This window comes from Nitratireductor sp. ZSWI3, assembly GCF_024655565.1.
Taxonomy (GTDB): Bacteria; Pseudomonadota; Alphaproteobacteria; order Rhizobiales; family Rhizobiaceae; genus Nitratireductor.
On sequence record NZ_JANKOF010000034.1, the window covers coordinates 22,410 to 44,557 of the forward strand.

At 65.6% G+C, this 22,148-nt stretch carries 21 protein-coding genes; 14 read left to right on the plus strand and 7 right to left on the minus strand.

Going from position 1 to position 22,148, the window contains the following annotated elements; translation table 11 throughout:
* Window positions 1–78: 78 nt before the first annotated feature.
* Window positions 79–1,077 carry a LysR family transcriptional regulator gene (locus tag NUU27_RS12460; RefSeq protein WP_257762433.1) on the minus strand — a complete coding sequence of 333 codons (999 nt, stop codon included), beginning with the start codon at window positions 1,075–1,077 and terminating at the stop codon, window positions 79–81.
* 249 nt (window positions 1,078–1,326) lie between these two features.
* Here NUU27_RS12460 and chvE point away from each other — a divergent pair, with 249 nt between their 5' ends.
* The 13 genes from chvE (at window position 1,327) to NUU27_RS12525 (ending at window position 16,793) form a co-directional block, all read left to right on the plus strand.
* Entirely contained in the window at window positions 1,327–2,394 is a 1,068-nt protein-coding gene (chvE, locus tag NUU27_RS12465; protein ID WP_257762434.1) for a multiple monosaccharide ABC transporter substrate-binding protein, read from the plus strand.
* A 53-nt stretch (window positions 2,395–2,447) separates the two neighbouring features.
* Complete coding sequence (gene mmsA, locus NUU27_RS12470) at window positions 2,448–3,980, plus strand: multiple monosaccharide ABC transporter ATP-binding protein (RefSeq protein WP_257762435.1); 1,533 nt, start codon at window positions 2,448–2,450, stop codon at window positions 3,978–3,980.
* Window positions 3,981–3,984: 4 nt separating this feature from the next.
* Window positions 3,985–5,187: a multiple monosaccharide ABC transporter permease gene (mmsB, locus tag NUU27_RS12475; RefSeq protein WP_257762436.1), complete on the plus strand. Its 1,203-nt coding sequence runs from the start codon at window positions 3,985–3,987 to the stop codon at window positions 5,185–5,187.
* A 2-nt stretch (window positions 5,188–5,189) separates the two neighbouring features.
* Window positions 5,190–6,191, plus strand: a complete 1,002-nt coding sequence (araD1, locus tag NUU27_RS12480) for an AraD1 family protein (protein WP_257762437.1) — start codon at window positions 5,190–5,192, stop codon at window positions 6,189–6,191.
* Window positions 6,192–6,205: 14 nt separating this feature from the next.
* Window positions 6,206–7,948, plus strand: a complete 1,743-nt coding sequence (gene araD / locus NUU27_RS12485) for an L-arabinonate dehydratase (RefSeq protein ID WP_257762438.1) — start codon at window positions 6,206–6,208, stop codon at window positions 7,946–7,948.
* Entirely contained in the window at window positions 7,935–8,888 is a 954-nt protein-coding gene (locus tag NUU27_RS12490; RefSeq protein ID WP_257762439.1) for a Gfo/Idh/MocA family protein, read from the plus strand. Before araD ends, NUU27_RS12490 begins: the two co-directional genes overlap by 14 nt.
* A 41-nt stretch (window positions 8,889–8,929) precedes the next feature.
* Complete coding sequence (locus NUU27_RS12495; RefSeq protein WP_257762440.1) at window positions 8,930–10,450, plus strand: aldehyde dehydrogenase (NADP(+)); 1,521 nt, start codon at window positions 8,930–8,932, stop codon at window positions 10,448–10,450.
* A gap of 154 nt (window positions 10,451–10,604) precedes the next feature.
* The gene (locus NUU27_RS12500) at window positions 10,605–11,369 is read left to right on the plus strand and encodes a GntR family transcriptional regulator (protein WP_257762441.1); all 765 of its coding nucleotides are present in this window, start codon (window positions 10,605–10,607) and stop codon (window positions 11,367–11,369) included.
* Between the two features lie 513 nt (window positions 11,370–11,882).
* Window positions 11,883–12,944, plus strand: a complete 1,062-nt coding sequence (gene dctP / locus NUU27_RS12505; protein ID WP_257762442.1) for a TRAP transporter substrate-binding protein DctP — start codon at window positions 11,883–11,885, stop codon at window positions 12,942–12,944.
* Between the two features lie 22 nt (window positions 12,945–12,966).
* Window positions 12,967–13,482, plus strand: coding sequence for a TRAP transporter small permease subunit (locus NUU27_RS12510; protein ID WP_257762443.1), 516 nt, complete (start codon window positions 12,967–12,969; stop codon window positions 13,480–13,482).
* A 3-nt stretch (window positions 13,483–13,485) separates the two neighbouring features.
* A complete protein-coding gene (locus NUU27_RS12515; RefSeq protein ID WP_257762444.1) occupies window positions 13,486–14,802 on the plus strand; it encodes a TRAP transporter large permease subunit in 1,317 nt (438 codons plus the stop codon).
* Between the two features lie 116 nt (window positions 14,803–14,918).
* Window positions 14,919–15,863: a dihydrodipicolinate synthase family protein gene (locus NUU27_RS12520; RefSeq protein ID WP_257762445.1), complete on the plus strand. Its 945-nt coding sequence runs from the start codon at window positions 14,919–14,921 to the stop codon at window positions 15,861–15,863.
* A gap of 153 nt (window positions 15,864–16,016) precedes the next feature.
* Window positions 16,017–16,793 (plus strand): glycosyltransferase family 25 protein, encoded by a 777-nt coding sequence (locus NUU27_RS12525; RefSeq protein ID WP_257762446.1) that lies wholly within the window; start codon window positions 16,017–16,019, stop codon window positions 16,791–16,793.
* A gap of 64 nt (window positions 16,794–16,857) precedes the next feature.
* On the opposite strand, the gene NUU27_RS12530 is transcribed toward NUU27_RS12525, so the two are convergent.
* The 6 genes from NUU27_RS12530 to NUU27_RS12555 form a co-directional block, all read right to left on the minus strand.
* Window positions 16,858–17,379, minus strand: coding sequence for a MerR family transcriptional regulator (locus NUU27_RS12530; RefSeq protein WP_257762447.1), 522 nt, complete (start codon window positions 17,377–17,379; stop codon window positions 16,858–16,860).
* Between the two features lie 168 nt (window positions 17,380–17,547).
* Window positions 17,548–17,871: an integration host factor subunit alpha gene (locus NUU27_RS12535; RefSeq protein ID WP_257762448.1), complete on the minus strand. Its 324-nt coding sequence runs from the start codon at window positions 17,869–17,871 to the stop codon at window positions 17,548–17,550.
* A gap of 111 nt (window positions 17,872–17,982) precedes the next feature.
* A complete protein-coding gene (locus NUU27_RS12540; protein WP_257762449.1) occupies window positions 17,983–18,954 on the minus strand; it encodes a beta-ketoacyl-ACP synthase III in 972 nt (323 codons plus the stop codon).
* A gap of 9 nt (window positions 18,955–18,963) precedes the next feature.
* Entirely contained in the window at window positions 18,964–20,019 is a 1,056-nt protein-coding gene (plsX, locus tag NUU27_RS12545; protein WP_257762450.1) for a phosphate acyltransferase PlsX, read from the minus strand.
* Between the two features lie 111 nt (window positions 20,020–20,130).
* Entirely contained in the window at window positions 20,131–20,694 is a 564-nt protein-coding gene (locus NUU27_RS12550; RefSeq protein ID WP_257762451.1) for a DUF177 domain-containing protein, read from the minus strand.
* 4 nt (window positions 20,695–20,698) lie between these two features.
* On the minus strand, window positions 20,699–21,244 hold the full coding sequence (locus NUU27_RS12555) for a ubiquinol-cytochrome C chaperone family protein (protein WP_257762452.1): 546 nt from the start codon (window positions 21,242–21,244) through the stop codon (window positions 20,699–20,701).
* A gap of 123 nt (window positions 21,245–21,367) precedes the next feature.
* On the opposite strand from NUU27_RS12555, the gene NUU27_RS12560 reads away from it, so the two are divergent.
* Complete coding sequence (locus tag NUU27_RS12560; RefSeq protein ID WP_257762453.1) at window positions 21,368–21,886, plus strand: outer membrane protein assembly factor BamE; 519 nt, start codon at window positions 21,368–21,370, stop codon at window positions 21,884–21,886.
* Window positions 21,887–22,148 lie beyond the last annotated feature (262 nt).

The window sequence follows — 22,148 nt, forward strand, 5'->3', positions numbered from 1 at the left end:
CCGGATTTTCGGCGGGTGAATGGCGACCCCGCCATGAGCGGGGCTGATGCGCCAAGGCACAAAAAATGCAGGCCCGCCTTACCGTCCGGCTGCCGGCATCGGCGCATCGCTCGCCGCGCGCAGCCTGGCCGTTTCGCCGATCATGTTGAACAGCACCTGCGAGCTCGGCGACAGCGGGCGCTCGGCGTGGCGGATCAGCGAATAGGGAGCAACGGCGAAATCGGCGCTGACCGGCAAGGCGACGATGCGGCCGCTCAGCCCCTCCTCGTGGGCATAAAAATCCGCCACCGCCCTCGACACCGGCGCGATGGCATTGGACTGGCTGATATAGGCGAGCGTCAAGAGCAGGGAAGACGTGCTGATGGTCTTGTCGGGCAAGGGGACGCCCCTGGCCATCAGATGATTCTCGGCGGTGCGGCGCAGCAGGCCGCCGCGCGGCTGCACCACCCAGTCATAGGCGACGCACTCCTCGAGGCTTATCTGCCGGCGCCGCGTCAGCGGATGGTCGCTCCTGACGATGAGGGCGATCGGCTCGGGCGCGATCTCGACGGAGACGAACATTTTGGGGTCGAGATCGCCCAGGATGCGGCCGATGAAGAAGTCCGAACGCGCCGCAAGCAGATCCTCGGCCAGCCGGTCGCTGGTGTCGACCGTCACTTCGATCGAGATCTTCGGATGGGTCAGCCGTGCCTGACGCAGAGCCGGAAGCACGACATCGAGCGCCGGTGCGGTGACCGCGCCGATCGACACCGTCCCCTCGCTGCCCCGCTCCATTTCCGACAGCTCGCGCGCCGCATCGCCGAGCCCCTGCAGGATGGCGCGGGCGCGCAGGGCGAGCCGCTCCCCGTAAGGCGTCAGCACGATGCCGCGCGCATGGCGGCCGTGCAGCGGCACGCCGACGATCCTCTCCATCTCGCCCACCAGCCGGGAAGCCGCCGGCTGCGAGATGGCGAGCTGCGCGGCAGCAGCGCTCATGCGCCCCGTCTCCTTGAGCGAGGCGATGAGCCGCAAATGGGAGAGCTTGAGCCCCTTACGAATGAGCGCGTCGCTGCCGATCGTCATCGGCGCATCAGGCATGGACCTTACCTCGCAATCTGTATATCAAATCTGGTATATCATGATGGTCATATTGCATTTGACCGGCATAACACAAGCCCATAGGACAGTGTCGTTCGAGAGGGTACGGCCAGACGCCATGCCCCCGCGGCAAGGGAGGAATCGGCGCGGCAACGGCGGCAACCGGGGGAGCATGCCCGTTATCCGACAGCAGTAGCCGTCCCGGCGATCCCGCCGCGCAGTTCACATGTTCCAATTTGGGAGGATTGCATGAGACTTTTAAAAGGCGCCCTGGCGGCGACCGCGATAGCCATCGCGGCGTTCGCTCACCCCGCGGCGGCACAGGACAAGGGGACGGTCGGCATCGCCATGCCGACCAAGTCGTCCGCGCGCTGGATCTCCGACGGCAACAGCATGGTGGAGCAGTTCGAGAAGGCCGGCTACGCGACGGACCTGCAATATGCCGAGGACGACATCCCCAACCAGCTCGCCCAGATCGAGAACATGATCACCAAGGGCGTCAACGTGCTGGTGATCGCCGCCATCGACGGCACCACCCTGTCCAACGCGCTCGCCAACGCCAACGCCGCCGGCATCAAGGTGATCGCCTATGACCGGCTGATCCGCGACAGCGAGCATGTCGACTATTACGCCACCTTCGACAATTTCAAGGTGGGCGTGCAGCAGGCCAACACGCTGGTCGCCGGGCTCGAGGAGCGCTTTCCGGACGCGCAGCCATGGAACGTCGAGCTGTTCGGCGGCTCGCCGGACGACAACAACGCCTACTTCTTCTACAACGGCGCCATGTCGGTGCTGCAGCCGCTGATCGATTCGGGCAAGATCGCCATCGCGTCCGGCCAGATGGGCATGGATACGGTCGGCACGCTGCGCTGGGACGGCTCGGTCGCCCAGGCGCGCATGGACAACCTCCTGTCGGCCAACTACACGGACAAGCAGGTTCACGGCGTTCTGTCGCCCTATGACGGCCTGTCCATCGGCATCATCTCCTCGCTCAAGGGCGTCGGCTACGGCTCCGGCGACCAGAAGATGCCGATCGTCAGCGGACAGGATGCGGAGGTGCCCTCCGTCAAGGCGATCCTGCGCGGCGACCAGTATTCGACGATCTTCAAGGACACGCGCGAACTCGCCCGCGTCACGGTAGGCATGGTCAACGCGGTCCTCGGCGGCGGCGAGCCGGAGATCAACGACACGAAGACCTATGACAATGGGGTCAAGGTCGTGCCGTCCTACCTTCTGGAGCCTGTGCCGGTAACGGCCGCCAACTGGGAGGAAGTCCTCGTCGGCAGCGGGTACTACACCCAGGCCCAGATCCAGTAGTCGTAAAAAGCGATCGCGGGAGGCGCACAGCCTCCCGCCTGCGAGGCAGCACGATGTCATCCGACACCATTCTCGAGATGCGCAACATCACCAAGACCTTTCCCGGCGTGGTGGCGCTCGACACTGTCAACATCGGGGTGGCACGCGGCGAGATTCACGCCCTGGTCGGCGAGAACGGCGCCGGCAAATCCACCCTGATGAAGGTCCTGAGCGGCGTCTATCCGCACGGCTCCTATGAGGGGCAGATCTTCTACAACGGCGAGGAAAAGTCCTTCCGCGGCGTCGCCGACAGCGAGCGCGAAGGGATCATCATTATCCATCAGGAGCTGGCCCTGGTGCCGCTGCTCTCCATCGCCGAGAACATCTTCCTCGGCAACGAGCGCGCCCGGCGCGGCATCATCGACTGGCGCGAGACCAGCCGCCGCACCCGCGAGCTCCTCGCCAAGGTGGGGCTGACCGAGCATCCGGAAACCCGGGTGACCGATCTCGGCCTCGGCAAGCAGCAGCTCGTGGAGATCGCCAAGGCACTGTCCAAGGAGGTGAAGCTCCTGATCCTCGACGAGCCGACGTCCTCGCTCAACGAGCGCGACAGCGACGCCCTGCTCGACCTGCTGATGGAGTTCCGCGAGCGCGGCATTTCCTCGATCCTCATCTCGCACAAGCTCAACGAGGTTTCCAAGGTCGCCGACACCATCACGGTGCTGCGCGACGGCAGCACGGTCTCGACGCTCGACTGCCGCCGCAACGCGGTCAGCGAGGATCACATCATCCGCGACATGGTGGGACGCTCGCTGTCCGACCGGTATCCGCCACGCGACCCCAAGATCGGCGACACGGTCTTCGAGGTCAGGAACTGGACGGTGCATCACCCCGTCCATTCCGAGCGCAAGGTGGTCGACGACGTCTGCCTGACCGTCAGGCGCGGCGAGGTCGTCGGCATCGCCGGGCTGATGGGGGCCGGCCGCACCGAACTGGCGATGAGTCTGTTCGGCCGCTCCTACGGCGTCAACATCAGCGGCGAGGCGCTGATCGGCGGCAAGCCTGCCGATCTGTCGACGGTGCGGCGCGCCGTTGCCGCCGGCCTTGCCTACGCCACCGAGGACCGCAAGACCTACGGTCTGATCCTCGAGGACACGATCCGCCGCAACGTGCCGCTCGCCAATCTCGAGGCCATCGCCTCCCGGTCCGTCGTGGACGAGAGGCGCGAGGCCGAGGTGGCGGAAGAATACCGCAGGAAGATCAACATCAAGTGCTCTTCCATCGCCCAGGAGACCATCAATCTGTCGGGCGGCAACCAGCAGAAGGTCGTGCTGTCGAAATGGCTGTTCGCCGATCCCGACATCCTGATCCTCGACGAGCCGACGCGCGGCATCGATGTCGGCGCGAAATTCGAAATCTACACGATCATCCGCGACCTGGCCGCGGCCGGAAAGGCGATCGTCATGATCTCCTCCGAGATGCCCGAACTGCTCGGCGTCACCGACCGCCTCTACGTCATGAACGAGGGCCGCATGGTGGGCGAACTGCCGACCGCCGAGGCCACCCAGGAACGCATCATGTCGATGATCATCAAATCCGCCGGATAGAACAATGACCGACCTCGCCTCTTCAGAACAGATCACCCCCCAGGGGAATTCCGCCTTCGGGTTCATCCGCAAGCACATGCGCGAATACGGCATCCTGCTGGCGCTCATCGCGATCATGGCATTCTTCCAGGTCGTCACCGGCGGCATCCTCCTGAAGCCGGTGAACCTCACCAACCTGATCCTGCAGAACAGCTACATCGTCATCATGGCGATCGGCATGCTTCTGGTGATCGTCAGCGGCCACATCGACCTTTCGGTGGGCTCCGTGCTCGGCTTCGTCGGGGCGCTGGCAGCGGTGATGATCGTCAACTGGGAGGTCAACTACCTCGTCACCGCCGTCGTCTGCCTCGCGGTCGGCGCGGCCATCGGCGCGGCACAGGGCTATTGGGTGGCCTATTTCAAGATCCCCTCCTTCATCGTCACGCTGGCCGGCATGCTGGTCTTCAAGGGATTGACGCTGTGGCTGCTCGCCGGCCAGTCGATCGGCCCCTTCCCGCGCCAGTTCCAGCTCATCGCATCGGGCTTCATCCCCGACCTGTTCGGCGCCGGGGGGATCAACCTCTTCTCGCTCGTCCTCGGACTGATCGTCGCCGGCGTGCTTCTCTATCTCGCCGTGCGCACGCGCCTGCATCAGCAGAAGACGGGGATCGTCGACGAGCCGTTCGCCTTCTTCGTGGCCAAGAACACCATCATCGCGCTGGCGATCGTCTATATGAGCTATCTCATGGCGACGTTCCGCGGCCTGCCGAACGTCTTCATCATCATGGCGCTGCTGATCAGCGTCTACACCTTCATCGCCGGACGCACGACGATCGGCAGGCGGATCTACGCCATCGGCGGCAACGAGAAGGCGGCCAAGCTGTCCGGCATCAACACCGAGCGGCTGACCTTCCTCACCTTCGCCAATATGGGCATGCTGGCGGCGCTGGCCGGCCTGGTCTTCGCCGCCCGTCTCAACACCGCCACGCCGAAGGCGGGCCTCGCCTTCGAGCTCGACGTCATCGCTGCCGTGTTCATCGGCGGGGCCTCCATGTCGGGCGGCGTCGGCACCATCGTCGGCGCGGTGGTCGGCGCCTTCATCATGGGCGTGATGAACAACGGCATGTCGATCCTCGGCGTCGGCATCGACTGGCAGCAGGTCATCAAGGGCCTGGTGCTGCTCGCCGCCGTCATCTTCGACGTTTATAACAAGAACAAGGCTGCCTGATCATGCTGCTGTCGCAAATCGCATCACCCGACGGTTCCGTGCGCGTCGTCGCCCGCGAGGGCACCGAGGCCTACGAGGTGCAGGGTGCCAGGAGCATCCGCGACCTGGCGCTCGACTGCGCGCGCAGCGGCGAGACCATGACCGCGATGGTCGCGCGGCTCGGTTTCGGGGCCGCCGTCGACCTGGAGCGCGCCTATGAGGAAGGGCGCATCCTGCCCCCCATCCACCATCCCGATCCCGCGCATCTGCATCTGACGGGAACCGGCCTCACCCATCTCGGCTCGGCCGCCACGCGCGATGCCATGCATCAGAAGGCCGCGGGCGAGGAGGAGACGCTGACCGATTCCATGCGCATGTTCCGCATGGGGCTCGAAGGCGGCAAGCCGGCAAACGGCGCGCCGGGCGTGCAGCCGGAATGGTTCTACAAGGGCAACGGCACGGCCGTGGTGGCGCCCGGCGGCCCGCTCGCCTCGCCCGCCTTCGCCGATGATGGCGGCGAGGAGCCCGAGATCGCCGGCATCTACGTGATCGGCGACGACGGCGCCGTGTTCCGCGTCGGCTTCGCCCTGTCGAACGAGTTCTCCGACCATGTGATGGAGCGGGTCAATTATCTCTATCTCGCCCATTCCAAGCTGCGCCCCGCCGCCATCGGGCCGGAACTCCTGATCGGCGAGCTGCCGGCCGACATACGCGGCACCTCGCGCATCCGGCGCGACGGCCGTGTCATCTTCGAAAAGCCGTTCCTGTCGGGCGAGGCGAACATGTCGCACTCGATCGCCAATCTGGAGCACCATCATTTCAAATACGGGCTGTTCCGGCACCCCGGGGACGTGCATGTTCACATGTTCGGGACGGCGACGCTTTCCTTCGCCGACGGCATCCGGACGGAACCCGGCGATGTCTTCGAGATCGAAGCGCCGCAGTTCGGCCTGCCCCTCAAAAACCCCCTCGTCGCGGCAGCAACACCGGCGCGGGATGAAGTCGTTGCTGTAAAGGCGCTTTAGAGCGAGAGAATTTCATGGTCTTCAAGAAAGCCGACTGGCCGCGCAGGCTGCGCTCGCAGGAATGGTATGGCGGCGACAGCCGGGACAACATCTATCACCGTTCCTGGATGAAGAATCAGGGCCTGCCGGCCGATCTCTTCGACGGACGTCCGGTGATCGGCATCTGCAACACCTGGTCGGAGCTCACCCCCTGCAACGCGCATCTGCGCGACCTGGCGGAGCGAGTCAAGCACGGCGTCTACGAGGCGGGCGGCCTGCCGGTCGAGTTCCCGGTCTTCTCGCCCGGCGAGCCTTCGCTGCGCCCTTCGGCGATGATGTACCGCAATCTGTGCTCGATGGATGTCGAGGAGGCGCTGCGCGCCAACCCGGTGGACGGGGTGGTGCTGATGGTCGGCTGCGACAAGACCACGCCGGCGCTGCTGATGGGGGCGGCCAGCGTCGACATCCCGGCCATCGCCGTTTCCGGCGGGCCGATGCTCAACGGCTGGTTCCGCGGCGAGCGGGTCGGCTCCGGCACCGCCCTGTGGCAGATGTCGGAAGACATCAAGGCGGGCAAGATGTCGCGCGCCGATTTCCTGGAGGCCGAAGCCTCCATGTCGCGCTCGCCCGGCTCCTGCAACACGATGGGCACTGCCTCCACCATGGCCTCGATGGCCGAGGCGCTCGGCATGGCCCTGTCGGGCAACGCGGCGATCCCGGCCGTCGACAGCCGCCGCCGTGTGATGGCCCATCTGACCGGCCGGCGCATCGTCGACATGGTCAAGGACGACCTGAAGCCTTCCGACATTCTCACCCGCCAGGCCTTCGAGAACGCCATCCGGACCAACGGCGCCATCGGCGGCTCCACCAACGCCGTGATCCATCTCCTGGCGCTCGCCGGGCGCATCGGCGTCGAGCTGACGCTCGACGACTGGGACCGGCTCGGCCGCGACGTCCCGACCATCGTCAACCTGATGCCCTCGGGCAAATATCTGATGGAGGAGTTCTTCTATGCCGGCGGCCTGCCGGTGGTGCTGAGGATGCTGCTGGAGGCCGGCAAGCTGCATGGCGAGGCGATCACCGTCTCCGGCGGGCCGATCGCCGACGAGGTGCGCGAGGCGCGCAACTGGAACGAGGACGTCATCCGCCCGGTCGACAAGGCACTGACCACGCAGGGCGGCATCGCCGTGCTGCGCGGCAATCTCGCCCCCAACGGCGCCGTCCTCAAGCCGTCGGCCGCCAGCGCGCACCTGATGAAGCATCGCGGCCGCGCCGTGGTGTTCGAGGACATCGACGACTACAAGGCCAAGATCAACGACGAGGCGCTCGACATCGACGAGACCTGCATCATGGTCCTGAAGAACTGCGGCCCGAAGGGATATCCGGGCATGGCCGAGGTCGGCAACATGGGATTGCCCCCAAAGGTGCTGCGCAAGGGCATCACCGACATGGTGCGCATTTCCGACGCCCGCATGTCGGGCACCGCCTATGGCACGGTGGTGCTGCACACCTCGCCGGAGGCCGCGGTGGGCGGACCGCTTGCGGTCGTCCGCGACGGCGACATGATCGAGATCGACGTGGAGGCGCGGCGCCTGCATCTCGACATTCCGGATGCCGAGCTCGAGGAGCGGCTTGCCGGCTGGACGCCGCTGGTGGAAGCGCCCGAAGGCGGCTACGCCAGGCTGTTCCACACCCATGTGCAGGGCGCCGACACCGGTGCCGATTTCGACTTCCTGAAGGGCGGACGAGGAAAGGCCGTGGGCCGTGACAGTCACTGAACAGACAAAAGACGCCACCGCCACCGGCATCGCCATCGTCGGCGTCGGAAAGATCGCCCGCGACCAGCACGTCCCTTCCATCGGCCGCAGCTCCGCCTTCAGGCTTGCCGCAACCGTCAGCCGCAACGCAGAGCTCGACGGCGTCGAGAGCTTCGCAACGCTCGAAGCCTTCCTCGAGGCCAGGCCGGACGTGCCGGCGGTCGCGCTGTGCGTGCCGCCGCAGGTGCGCTTCGATCTGGCCTGGGCAGCGCTGCAGGCAGGCCGTCACGTGCTGCTCGAAAAGCCGCCGGGGGCGACGCTGGCCGAGGTCGAGACGCTGGCCGGGCTCGCCGCCGAGCAGAACCTCACCCTCTTCGCCACCTGGCACTCGCGCTTTGCGCCGGCCGTCGCCCCCGCCAAGGCGTGGCTGGCGTCCAGGACGATCCGTTCGGTGCGGATCGTCTGGAAGGAGGACGTGCGCCGCTGGCATCCCGGCCAGGAGTGGATCTGGGAAGCCGGTGGCATCGGCGTCTTCGATCCCGGCATCAACGCGCTGTCGATCCTGACCGAGATCATGCCGCTGCCCGTCCATCTCAGCGGAGCGCAGCTCACCTTTCCCGAGAACCGCGACACGCCGATCGCGGCGAGCCTCGTCTTCTCCAATTCCGCCGGCGCGCCGGTCACCGCCGAGTTCGACTGGCGGCAGACCGGTCCGCAGAGCTGGGACATCACCGTGGAAACAGATGACGGCACGCTTCACCTGAGTGCCGGAGGCGCCACGATGGCGATCGACGGCAGGAAGGCCGATCATGGTCCGGAAGCCGAATATGACGGCATCTATGTCCGTTTTGCCGAGCTCCTGCGGAAGGGCGAGAGCGAGGTGGACGTTTCCCCGTTGCGCCACGTCGCCGATGCCTTCATGCTCGGGAAGCGGATCGTGACCGATCCGTTCATCGAATAGCGGCGCCTGCGCGCCTGCCAGACAGCGATCATGGGAAAGATATGACCGACAGCTACACTCCGGGTGGAAAGCACCTTATTGCCGGCGAATGGGTACCGGGGGCTTCAACCTTCCGTTCGGCGCCTGCGACGGGGCCGGCGCATGACTATGCGGCCGGCACCGGCGCCGATGTCGACCGCGCCGCAAGGGCGGCGGAGGATGCCTTCTGGTCTTACGGCTATTCGACGCGCGCCGAGCGCGCCGCTTTCCTGAATGCGATCGCCGACGAGATCGAGGCGCGCGGCGCGGCGATCACCGACATCGGCAGCCGCGAGACCGGCCTTCCGGCCGCCCGGCTCGATGGCGAGCGCGGGCGCACCACGGGCCAGCTCCGCCTGTTTGCCGCCCGCATCCTCGAAGGCGCCTATCTGGATCGGCGCCACGACGAGGCGCTGCCCGACCGCAAGCCTCTGCCGCGCCCGGATCTGCGCCTGATCCAGCGTCCGATCGGCCCGGTCGGCGTCTTCGGCGCCTCGAACTTTCCCCTCGCCTTCTCGACGGCCGGCGGCGACACGGCCTCGGCGCTCGCCGCCGGTTGCCCGGTGGTGGTGAAAGGCCATCCGGGCCACCCCGGCACCGGCGAGATCGTCGCCGAGGCGATCCTGGCGGCGATCGGGAAGACCGGCGTCCATCCCGGCGTCTTCTCGCTGGTGCAGAGCAACACGCGCGAGGCGGGCGAAGCGCTGGTGCAGCATCCGTTCATCAAGGCGATCGGCTTTACCGGATCGCTCGGCGGCGGCCGCGCGCTGTTCGACCTCGCCGCCAGGCGCCCCGAGCCGATCCCCTTCTTCGGCGAGCTCGGCTCGGTCAACCCGATGTTCCTGCTGCCCGATGCGGTGGCCGCGCGCGGCACGGCGATCGCCGGCGGCTGGGCCGGTTCGCTGACCATGGGAGCCGGCCAGTTCTGCACCAATCCGGGCCTTGCGATCATCGTCGACGGGGTCGATGCCGACGTCTTCCAGAACGCGGCGAGCGAAGCGCTCGGCGAGATCGCCGCGCAGACCATGTTGTCCGACGGCATCGCCGGCGCCTTCCGCCAGGGCCAGTGCCGGATCGCGGAGACCGGCGGCGTGACCGAGCTCGTCGGTGCGGGATCGGAGGGCCGGAACGCTGCTCCCTATCTCTACACGGTGAGCGGCGAGACCTTCCTCGCCAATCCCGCCCTGGCGCATGAGGTGTTCGGTCCGCTCGGCATTCTCGTGCGCGTGCGCGGCGAGGACGAGATGTTGTCGATCGCCCATGCGCTCGAGGGGCAGCTCACCTGCACGCTGCATCTGGACGAAAGCGATGCGCCGCTCGCCACGCGGCTGATGCCCGTGCTCGAGCGCAAGGCCGGCCGTCTTCTCGCCAACGGCTTCCCGACGGGTGTCGAGGTGGCCGATGCCATGATGCATGGCGGCCCCTACCCGGCCAGCACCAACGTGTCGACCACCTCGGTCGGCACGCTGGCGATCCGCCGCTTCCTGCGGCCGGTCGCCTTCCAGAACATGCCGCAGGCGCTGCTGCCGGCCGATCTCGTCTGACCCCGAGCCGCCGGCGGCGCATCGCCGCCGGCGCTTCGAGCGCGCCGTGCCCTCCTGGGCCGGAAGGCGCCGCCTTTGACTTGTCCATTCCGCCTGATAGAAACATCTTGTCGACAACGTGTGTTTTGATTCTCACCCAGGCTGGGCAGGTCGCATGAGCGATAACTTCTTTGGCGAACCGGACGCCGCAGGCCCCAAGCGCAAGCGCGGGCTCGGCGTGGTCACCGCCTATTCGACGCTCAAGCGCGAAATCCTCGAGCTCAAGATCCCGCCGGGCAGCCTCATCGACGAGGTGAAGCTGACGGAGCGCTTCGGCATGTCGCGCACCCCCATCCGCGAAGCCCTGGTAAAGCTGGCGAGCGACGGGCTGGTGGTCACGCTGCCGAACCGCTCGACGGTCGTCGCGCCCATCGATTTCTTCGAGCTGCCGCAGTTCTTCGACGCGCTGACGCTGATGTACCGGGTGACGACACGGCTGGCGGCGGCGAACCGCACCGACGAGGAGATCGCGGCCATACGCGCCCTGCAGGCCGAATATGCCGTGGCCGTCGCCGCCAAGGACGTGTCGGCGATGATCGAGGTGAACCGGGATTTTCACGCCGAAATCGCCCGGGCCGGCAAAAACCGCTATTATTGCGACCTGTTCGAGCGCCTGCTGGACGAGGGGCGTCGTCTCCTGAGGCTTTATTATTCGTCGTTCAACTACGAGCTCCCGCGCATTTATCTCGACGAGCATGAGGAGATCGTCGCTGCGATCGAAGCGCAGGACGTCGACAGGGCCGACCGTGTGGCCGAGGCGCATGCGGACCAGATCGTCCGCCAGATCCAGGCCTATGTCGTGACCGACCGGCGCATCAATACCGGGCTCCCGCTCCGTGGCAATGCGCGGCCGAGCGGAGCCGCATCCAAAGAGCGATAGGTCGCGAGCCGGCTTTTCCGGCGGGTGGGCATCGTCTGCGACGCGCTGCTTCTCGGCCGCTCTGCGCCTATTCGACGGTCCGGCATGGATCCTCGGGTCGGGGCCCGAGGATGACGAATTGCTGGGAAGTTTGTGTCAGCCACGCTGGCCGGCGATCTGCTTCACACCAATCCACCACTCGTCATCCTCGGGCCCCGACCCGAGGATCCATGCCTGAGCTCGCCCAAGAAGCATAGATGCCGCGGCCTTGAGCAACCCGCCCTCCTCCTTTGAAACCATTCTCCCGGCGATAAGCGGCACCCGATGCGGACCGGCGCCTCGTCGCGCCTGCCCACGCCTTCTCCACAGTTTGTATATTTACTGTCGACAAAGAATGTTTTGTGCATTAGCGTGCGCGACGGCTTTCGATCGGAAGAGATCGAAACCGGGGCAGCATTCGGGTCTGCGGGGGGAAACACACACGCCTTCTCCGTCGATCTGGCGCTGGGAAACCAAGAGCAACAGGGGATTGCGATGTTCGAGCGACTTAGGAAATGGGGGATTATCGCGCCGTTTCTGATCATGGGTACGGCAGCCACGGCCCAGGAGGTCACGTGGCAGGTACCGACGTCCGTGCCGGAGGGGTCACCCTTCTATGTCAATTTTCTTGAGCGTTTCGCCGACAATGTCGACGCCCTGACCAGCGGTCGGGTGGAGATCGAACCGTTCGGAGCCGGCGTTCTCGTGCCGGCGCTGCAGGTCTATGACGGCGTGCGCGACGGGATCGTGCAGGCCGGCCATTCCACGCCCAGCTACCGGGTGAACCAGGATCCGGTGAACGCCATCTTCGCCGGCTTTCCCGGCGGCATGGGGCCCGAAGCCTTCATCACCTGGATCTATGAGGGCGGTGGCAAGGAGGCCCTTTACGAGCTTCGCGCCAAGGAAGGCTTCAAGAGCCTGATCGTCGGCATCGGCTCGTCCGAGATCATGGCCCACTCCAACGTGCCGATCCGCGCCGCGGCCGACCTGAAGGGCCTGAAATACCGCACGTCCGGCCCCTGGGCCGAGGTGATGAGCGAGTATTTCGGCGCCGTTCCGACCGTCGTTCCGCCGGGCGAGATCTACACGCTGCTGCAGCGCAAGGGCGTCGACCTGATCGAGTGGGGGCCGCCCTCGGGCAACCTGCCGGAAGGCTTTCACGAGGCCGCCAAGTACATCATCGTGCCGGGTGTCCACCAGCCGACCTTTCTGTGGGAAGTCGTGCTCAAGCAAGAAACCTGGGACGCGCTGGCCGATGACCTGAAGCCGCTCATCGAGCGGGCCGCGGACCTCACCACCATGCAGGCATTGCTGAATTTCTACAGCGAGGACATCAAGGCGCTCGAGACCTACCGCAACGGACGCAACGAGATCATCACGCTCGATGCGGCGTTCGTCACAGAACTGTCCGATGCGGGGGTCGACTGGATCACCAAGAAGGCAGCGGCCCAGAAGGAGGAAGGCAAGCCGGAGATGGGCGACATCCTCACCGACTATATGGCCTTCAAGGATCGCTGGGCTGCCGAGAGCAGCTACCTGATCCGCAACCAGAAATAAATCGGCAATCGAGGCGGTCCGCATGAGTTCCGTGTTCAAGGCATTGGACGCCATTTCCCTGTCACTGTCCCGTGTCGCCGAACTGGTGACGCTCGTGCTGGTCGCCTCGATGATCTACGAGGTCGCGGCGCGCTACATCTTCGGCGCGCCGACCATCTGGGCCTTCGACATCTCCTACATGTGCACGGGGACCCTCTTCGTGCTCGGCGCGGCCTATGCGCTGCGCCAGGATGCGCATGTGCGCATCGATTTTCTCGCCCAGAAGATGCCGGCCGGCTTGCGGCGGGCCATCGAGGGCATCGTCTTCCTGTTCATGCTCACGCCGATCTTCGCCATCCTGTCATGGTTTGCCGTCGGCCGCGCGTGGCGCGCCTATCTGACCGGCGAGGTGGAGACGGTGAGCCCCTGGGCGCCGCTGATGTGGCCCTTCTACGCACTGCTGGCGCTCGGCCTGGTGGCGCTCACGCTGCAGATCGCCGTCCAGGGGCTGCGCGCCTTCCGCGGTGAGACCCACGCCGCGTTCGAACTGGAAGCCTGAATCATGACCGTCGCCGCCTTCATGTTTCCGCTGCTCTTCCTGCTCGTCCTGGCGGGCATTCCGATCGCCTTCTCGCTGGCCGTCGTCTCGGCGGGCGCCGGGCTGATCGCCTTCGGCTCGCACGCGTTCGGGCAGCTCTACGGCTCCTTCTATTCGGCGGCGACGAACTTCATCCTCGCCGCCATCCCGATGTTTGTCCTGATGGGCGCCATCCTGGAACGCTCCGGCATCGCCGAGCGCCTGTTCCGCGTCATGCAGATGTGGATGTCGCGCCTGCCCGGCGGGCTTGCCGTCGCCACCATCGCCATGGGAGCCGTCTTTGCCGCCGCCGCCGGTGTCGTCGGCGCCGTCGAGGTGATGATCGGCATGATGGCCATCCCGGCGATGAAGCGCTATCGCTACGACAACAGCCTCATCGCCGGCACCATCTGCGCCGGCGGCTCGCTCGGCACCATGATCCCGCCCTCCGTCATCGCGGTGATGTATGCCTCGCTGGCGCAGATGTCGGTGGGGGAACTGCTTGCCGGCATGATGCTGCCCGGGCTCCTGATGGTCGGCCTGTTCATCCTCTACCTCATCGTTCACGGCCTCCTGCACCCGCAGGAGAAGATCGTGACGGCGGACGACGACCTCACCCACATGAAGCTCTCCGAGAAGCTTCGCCTGACGGCGACCTCGCTGCTGCCGATCTTCGGCCTCATCTTCGCGGTGCTGGGCTCGCTGCTCGCCGGCATCGCCTCGCCGACCGAGGCGGCTTCCGTGGGCGCGCTCGGCGCCCTGCTCCTGTGCATCGCCTATGGCCGCTTCAGCCTCGATATGCTGCGCGAATCCCTGGCGATCACGGTGCGCATCTCGGCCATGATCCTGCTCATCGTCGCGGCGGGCACCATGTTCATGGGCACCTTCGCGGCCAATGGCGGCTCGCGCCTCATCCGCACGATGATCGAGACCGCCGGCCTCGGCGACACCGGCATGATCGCGCTGTTCCTGCTGATCGTCCTTCTGCTCGGCTTCGTGCTCGACTGGACGGCCAACGTGCTGATCTGCGTGCCGCTGTTCACGCCGTTCATCCGCGCCGCCGGCATCGATCCGGTTTGGTTTGGCACCATGGTCATCGTGGTGATCCAGACCAGCTACCTGACGCCGCCCATGGCCTCGTCGATCTTCTACCTGAAATCGATCGCTCCCCCCGACATGACCTACGGCCAGATGTGTCGCGGCGTCGTACCCTTCATCATCCTGCAGCTCGCAACGCTGGCCGCGCTGGCATTGTTCCCGCAGCTCGCCACCTGGCTGCCATCACAGATCGTGGGGTTCTGACCGGAACCGACGACGCGACCGAAGACCCCGTCGGGACGAGGCAGAAGCCGCTCCGACGAAAACAATGCCGGCACGGCATACCGTGCCGGCCGCCCGACCCTGGAAGGATAGGATCAATGACCCAGAACATCTTCACCGGCACCATTCCCGCCCTGATGACCCCCTGCACGCCGGACCGCGCGCCCGACTACGACGCGCTCGTCAAGAAGGGCAAGGAACTGATCGAGGCGGGCATGTCGGCGGTCGTCTACTGCGGCTCGATGGGCGATTGGCCGCTCCTGACGGACGCCCAGCGCATGGAGGGCGTGGCCCGGCTCGTCGCCGCCGGCGTCCCGACCATCGTCGGCACCGGCGCCGTCAACACGCGGTCGGCGGTGGCCCACGCGGCGCATGCGGCGCAAGTGGGCGCGCAAGGGCTGATGGTCATTCCCCGCGTCCTGTCGCGCGGCCTGTCGAGCATCGCCCAAAAAGCGCATTTCAAGGCGATCCTGTCGGCAGCCTCCGAACTGCCAGCGGTGATCTACAACAGCCCCTATTATGGCTTCGCCACGCGCGCCGACCTGTTCTTCGCCCTGCGCGCCGAGCATCCCAACCTGATCGGCTTCAAGGAATTCGGCGGCGCCGCGGACCTGCGCTATGCGGCCGAGAACATCACCTCGCAGGACGACGGCGTAACGCTGATGGTCGGGGTCGACACCAATGTCTTCCACGGCTTCGTCAATTGCGGTGCCAAGGGCGCCATCACCGGCATCGGCAACGCGCTTCCCCGCGAGGTTCTGCATCTCGTCTCGCTGTGCGAGAAGGCGGCGAAGGGAGACGCACTGGCGCGCGCCAGGGCGAAGGAACTCGAGGAGGCGCTTGCGGTCCTGTCGTCCTTCGACGAGGGACCGGACCTGGTGCTCTACTACAAGCATCTGATGGTGCTGAACGGCGACAGCGAGTACACGCTGCATTTCAACGAGACCGACGCGCTCACCGATGCGCAGCGCAATTATGTCGAAACGCAGTACGCGCTCTTCCGCTCCTGGTATGCCGATTGGAGCGCCCGCGCCGGCGCCTGACGTCTGCTTGCGGCAGAGCAACGAAAGACCGTGTAGATCCCGCCCATAGACGGGGCGGGATCCGCCCTTGAGCCGTTCATGACAATTATCGCTTTATCTCCCTGAAGGATTTCAATAATCACTCCCCACGAGAGGAGCCTCCGGGGGGAGATCATGAAAAGCTATGTCATCAATCTCGACCGTTCGGTCGAGCGCCTGGACTATATGCGCGGGCAATTCGACAGCCTCGGCATTGGCTTCGAGCGCATTCCGGCCGTCGACGGCAGCACGCTCGAGGCCGCGGATTTTTCCACCAGTCCTCTGCGCCTGCCCGTCATCGGCTGTCTGCTCAGCCATCATGCCGCCTGGAGAAAATTGCTGTCTTCGGAGGACGTCTTTGCGGCGGTGTTCGAGGACGACGCCATCCTGAAACCCGAGATCAAGCCGCTTCTCACCAGCTCGGACTGGATTCCGGAGGAGGTCGGGATCGTCAAGCTGGAGACCACCGATTCCCGCGTGATGCTCGGCCGTCCGGCAATTCCGGTCGCCGGAGCGCGCGCGCTCCATCGGCTGCTCAGCGATCATCACGGCACGGCGGGCTATATCATCCATCGCCACGAGGCCGAGCTTCTGCTGGATGAGACCTCGACCTTCCAGCGACCCGTTGACCTGGCGATGTTCGCAACAGGCATACTGTCGCAAAAGCGCTTGCGCGTCTTTCAGATAAACCCGGCTCCGGTGCGCCAGAGAAGCCTGATGAAAGAAGAAACCGATCCGGCCTTCCTCAGCACGATGATCTATGATGCAGGTGCCGAAGCCGAGCGGTCTGGCCGCTCGCTTGCCGGAAAGATCGTCCGGGAAGCCGTTCGTCCCGTGGCGCAATTGTCGTTGCTGGTGCGAAAGATCATAGCGCCGAGCAAACCCGTTCAGGTCAGGGTGCCTTTCAGCTAACCCGTTTCCTGATTTTGATGGAAGCGGTCGGCCGAGCGTGTGGTTTCGGCCCTCCGCACCTCTTCTAGCGCACCTGATCGAGCAGGCGTTTGCATTCCAGGAGGTCGAACAGGGCCTCCTGCAGAAGGGCGCGGTTGTCGCGGGACAGGCTTGCGCTGTCGGCGGAGACAGGCCCTTCCCCCTCGCCGCGGGCGAGCCCGAAGAAGCGTTTGTTGGGCTTCACCTTCGGCGCGCCCACCAGAACCTCGTCTTCGGAAGCCCTCTGCTCGGCTTCGGCCTGCTTGCTCTGGGCGATCGCCTCGACAGCCGCCACGTCGCCGCGCCCGACCGCGACGATGAACTGGTTGCCGTTGTCGCGCAGAAGCTTCTGCACGCCCTTGATCGTGTAGCCCTGCTCGTAGAGCATGTGGCGGATGCCCTTGATCAGGTCGATGTCCTGCGGGCGATAGTAGCGGCGGCCGCCGCCGCGCTTCAGCGGCTTGATCTGCGAGAAGCGCGTTTCCCAGAAGCGCAGCACATGCTGCGGCAGGTCGAGTTCTTCAGCCGCTTCGCTGATGGTGCGGAAGGCGTCGGGGCTCTTTTCCATCGGACGGCGCATCTCCTTCGTGAAGCCGCATCAGGCCGCCCTCTCTTCAGCGGCGGCGGGCGCATCGCCGCCTTGCCGGAAGGCGCATGGCGGGCGCTGTCGATTCGCAAGTCTAACCCAGTTTGCGGCTTTGAAAAAATCGCCGGCAGCGCGATGCACAGGTGCGGGTCACGCGCTCTTGCGGATACGCCGGGACTGATGCGCCTTGAGGATGCGCTCCTTGAGCACGTTCGAGGCCTTGAAGGTCATCACCCGGCGCGGCAGGATCGGCACTTCCTCGCCCGTCTTCGGGTTGCGTCCGACACGCTCGTTCTTGTCGCGGACCTGGAAGGTAGCAAAGGAGGACAGCTTAACGGTCTCGCCGCGGACCACGGCATCACAGACTTCCTGAAGAACCATTTCGACGAGCTGGGCGGATTCGGTGCGCGACAAGCCGACCTTGCGGTAAACAGCCTCCGCCAATTCGGCGCGCGTCAGTGTCTTTCCCCCCATCGGGCCTATCCATCCATTTCCTGAAAAATGCTTGTACTTTCAATACGCAGCGGTGACGTTACAAAACTTGCTTCCCTGCGGTCAAGGACGATGCATATGATTCGCGCGCGGCTACCAGCGCACGAGCACCGCCCCCCAGGTGAAACCGCCGCCCATCGCCTCGAGCAGCACCAAGTCCCCCTTCTTGATCTGCCCGCGCTCGACCCCGGCCATCAGCGCCAGCGGCACCGAGGCCGCCGAGGTGTTGCCGTGCAGGTCGACGGTGATGACGACCTTCTCGTCGGCGATGCCGAGCTTCTTCGCCGAGGCGTCGATGATGCGCTTGTTGGCCTGGTGCGGCACGAACCAGTCGATGTCTTCCGCCGTCACGCCGGCTTTCGAAAACACGTCCTCGATGACGTCGGTGATCATACCCACAGCGTGCTTGAACACCTCGCGGCCCTGCATGCGCAGGTGGCCGACGGTGCATGTGGTCGAAGGGCCACCATCCACATAGAGCTTGTCGCGCTGGGTGCCGTCGGAGCGTAAGCTGGCGGCCAGCACGCCGCGGTCCGAAAGCGTGCCTTCGCCTTCTTCCGCTTCCACCACCACGGCGCCGGCGCCGTCGCCGAACAGGACGCAGGTCGTGCGGTCGGTCCAGTCGAGGATGCGCGAGAAGGTCTCCGAGCCGATCACCAGGATGCGCCTGGCCTGGCCGCCGCGAATGTAGAGATCGGCCGTCGTCATCGCATAGACGAAGCCGCTGCAGACGGCCTGCATGTCGAAGGCATAGCCGCTGCGTATGCCGAGCCGCTCCTGGATCTCGACGGCGGTGGCCGGAAAGGTGTTGTTCGGCGTCGAGGTCGCCAGGATGATGACATCGATATCGTCGGGGGTGAGCCCGGCGCTGTCGAGCGCCTTGCGCGCGGCCGCCTCGCCCAGAGACGCGGTCGTCTCGTCCTCCGAGGCGATGTGGCGCTGGCGGATGCCCGTGCGCTGGACGATCCACTCGTCGGACGTGTCGACGAGCTTCTCGAATTCGGCGTTCTTCATGATGCGGCGGGGCAGAGCGGAGCCGATGCCACGCACGACGGTTCTGATCATCACAACGTCCTACTCGTTCAAGGCGGCCACGCCCGCCGAAGATTGCGGCTTGCGGGCGTGGTAGAGGTCGAGAGTGGTGCGGGTCTTCTCCAGAAGATGGCTGCGCACCATTTCATATCCAAGTTCGACGGCAGCGGCGAAGCCTTCCGCATCGGCGCCGCCATGGCTCTTCACCACGATCCCGTTGAGGCCGAGGAAAACGCCGCCATTGATCTTGCGCACATCCATCTTTTCGCCAAGGCGCAGAAACGCCGCACGGGCGAAGACATAGCCGATGCGCGCCATCAGCGTGCGCCCCATGGCCTCGCGCAGATAGGCGGCGATCTGCCGCGCCGTGCCTTCGGCGGTCTTCAGCGCGATGTTGCCGGCAAAGCCCTCGGTGACCACCACGTCGACGGTGCCCTTGCCGATGTCGTCGCCTTCGACGAAGCCATTATAGCGCATCGAGCCGAGCGCCGCCTCACGCAGCATGCGGCCAGCCTCCTTGACCTCCTCCTGGCCCTTGATCTCCTCGACGCCGACATTCAGCAGGCCGACCGTGGGCTGGTCGAGGTCGAACAGCGCGCTCGCCATGGCGGCGCCGAGGATCGAGAAATCGACCAGTTGCTGCGCGTCGGCGCCGATGGTCGCGCCGACATCGAGCACGATGCTTTCGCCGCGAATGGTCGGCCAGATGGCGGCGATCGCCGGGCGCTCGATGTCGGCCATGGTGCGCAGGCAGAATTTCGACATGGCCATCAGCGCGCCGGTGTTGCCGGCGGAGATGCAGGCATCCGCCTCGCCGTTCTTCACCGCCTCGATGGCCTTCCACATGGACGACTTCCAGCGCCCCTGGCGCAGCGCCTGGCTTGGCTTGTCGTCCATGCGCACCGCGACATCGCAATGCACGAATTCGCTGACGTCCTTCACATTCGGCATCTGCGAGAGGACCGGCAGCACCGCGTCCTCCCGACCGAAGATGGCGAACCGCGCGTCGGGCCGCCGCTCGATCACTTTGGCCAGGCCACGCAGTGTGACCTCGGGACCATGATCCCCGCCCATAGCGTCAATCGAAATGCGTACCACGCGCGAACTGCCTCAAAGGTTGATCGGATGCCGGTGCCGGCGGGAAATGTGCGGCGAAAATAGCGGTTTTACCTGACTGCACAACCTCGATTTGCCTGTCCGGACGGCAATTCAGTCTTTTTGTCCGAGCTTGCGCAACCCCTCGTAGAGGGGACCGGTGCGCTCTTCCTCGTCCTGCGGGCCGGCCGGTGCCGGCACGGTCGCGCCGGGCTTGCGCGGATAGGGATCGATCCCCAGGCCGAAGAACTCCTCGGCCAGCGCCCCGACGTCGATCAGGTCGCCCAGAAACGTCTCCGGCAGGTCAGGTCCTTCGGCATCGACGACGAACTCGCCACCCTCCATGTCGTTGCGGGCAAGGCGCGATCCTTCCGGCACGAAGGTCGCCGAGACCTCCTCGTCGATCCGGCTTTCGACCGGCTCCAGCGTGACGACGCAGGCCTGGATGATGTCGGCCTGCACGCGGCCCGACACCTTGATTCCGTCCGCCTTCCAGGGACGCACCGCAAGGTCGGCGCGGAATCCTTCCACCGACAGCAGGTCGTGCTCGCCGGCCAGGGCCGCGCGCTGCGCGGCGTCCGCCTCGATAATGACCGGCATCCCTTTGCGCGGCAGGCGATGCACGTTCACCTTGAACGACACGGGGCTCGCCCCCTGCTTCTCAGGTCTCGCAGTCATCTGCCTATCCTTCCGCTCCGGCATCCGGGAACGATACATCCGCAGCCAGCAGGCGCTCAAGCGGATGGGCGGCGAGCCCCTTTGCCGCCGCAAGCGCATAGGCAGCGATCGGCGCAGCGCCGTCCCATTCCTCGACCTGCGGCCTCACATTGCGCCGCAAAGCCTCGGCGAGCGCCGCCGCATCGCCCGCATCGATCGCCTCGCCATAGGCGGCGGCCCGTCCGTAGAACATGCGCGCCAGCTTCTTGATGCGCTTGGGAACGCCGAGGTCGCCGATGCCGAGCTCGCGAATCGCGTGCTCCACATCGCGGAAGAAGACGTCGGTCACTTCCTGGGCGACGTCGCGCGCCGTGCCCTCCTCGCCGCGGATGCGATGCAGGAACAGGATCATGTGCAGCGCGATCATCTCGAAACGGCCGAGCGGCGTGTCGGGCACCTGCCAGCGCGCGTAGAAGACAGGCTGCCGCGAGGCCGCCACGATTCGTTCATACAAGGCGTCGATAACCACACGACGCGAACGCTGCCCAAAGCCAAACAGCTTCTGGAACATGGAAAACGCCCTCCCTCGGGGCTTGTTTGGGACAGGATCAGGTTGCATCGGCGCGTAAGCTGGTTTACCCGTTTTGCCGGCGGGGACAAGGGCTTTCGACAGAAGGCCCGGCGCCGGGGACTTATGGAGATGTCGTTGCAGGTGAAGAAAATCAACAGCAATCCTGTTGGACGCGCGGTTCTGGCCGCGGGCATTGCCGGCGCCGCCGTGGCTTTATCCGGCTGCAACGTCGCCGGGACGCTCGACGCCCGTGAAACTCTGACGCAGGGCTACGTCATCGACGAACAGGCGATCGAACTCGTGCCGGTCGGCTCCAGCCGCGAGCAGGTGCTGCTGGCGCTCGGCACGCCGTCCACCACCGCAACCTTCGACAACGAGGCCTTCTACTACATTTCGCAGAAGCGCGTGCGCAACGCCGCCTTCATGCGGCCGCGCTTGGTCGATCAGCGCATTCTGGCGGTCTATTTCGGCCCCGACGAGCGCGTCGCCAACATCGCCAATTACGGCCTCAAGGACGGCAAGGTGTTCGACTTCATCGGACGCACGACGCCGACCGGCGGCAAGGAGCAGTCCTTCATCGGCCAGATTCTCGCCGGAGCCTCGAAGGGCGGACCGCCCTCCGGCCTCTTCGGCGGCAACTGACACCAAGGGAACGGAAGCGCCAAGCGCGCCCCACGAAACTCGGCTGCCTGACGCAACGCGGCAGGCGACGGGTCGGACCGACCATCGCTTCATGAAGGGATGACCGGTTCGCAAGTCTCAGGCAGCACTGAGCCCGCAGGTCCAGGACCTGCGGGCTCTTTCATGTCGGGTCTGCGCTGTAGAGCGGAATGAGGAAAAGTGTGAAGCGGTTTTCCACCCGCATCCCGCTCCAACTTTTTGAAAACGATCGCGTTTATGATCT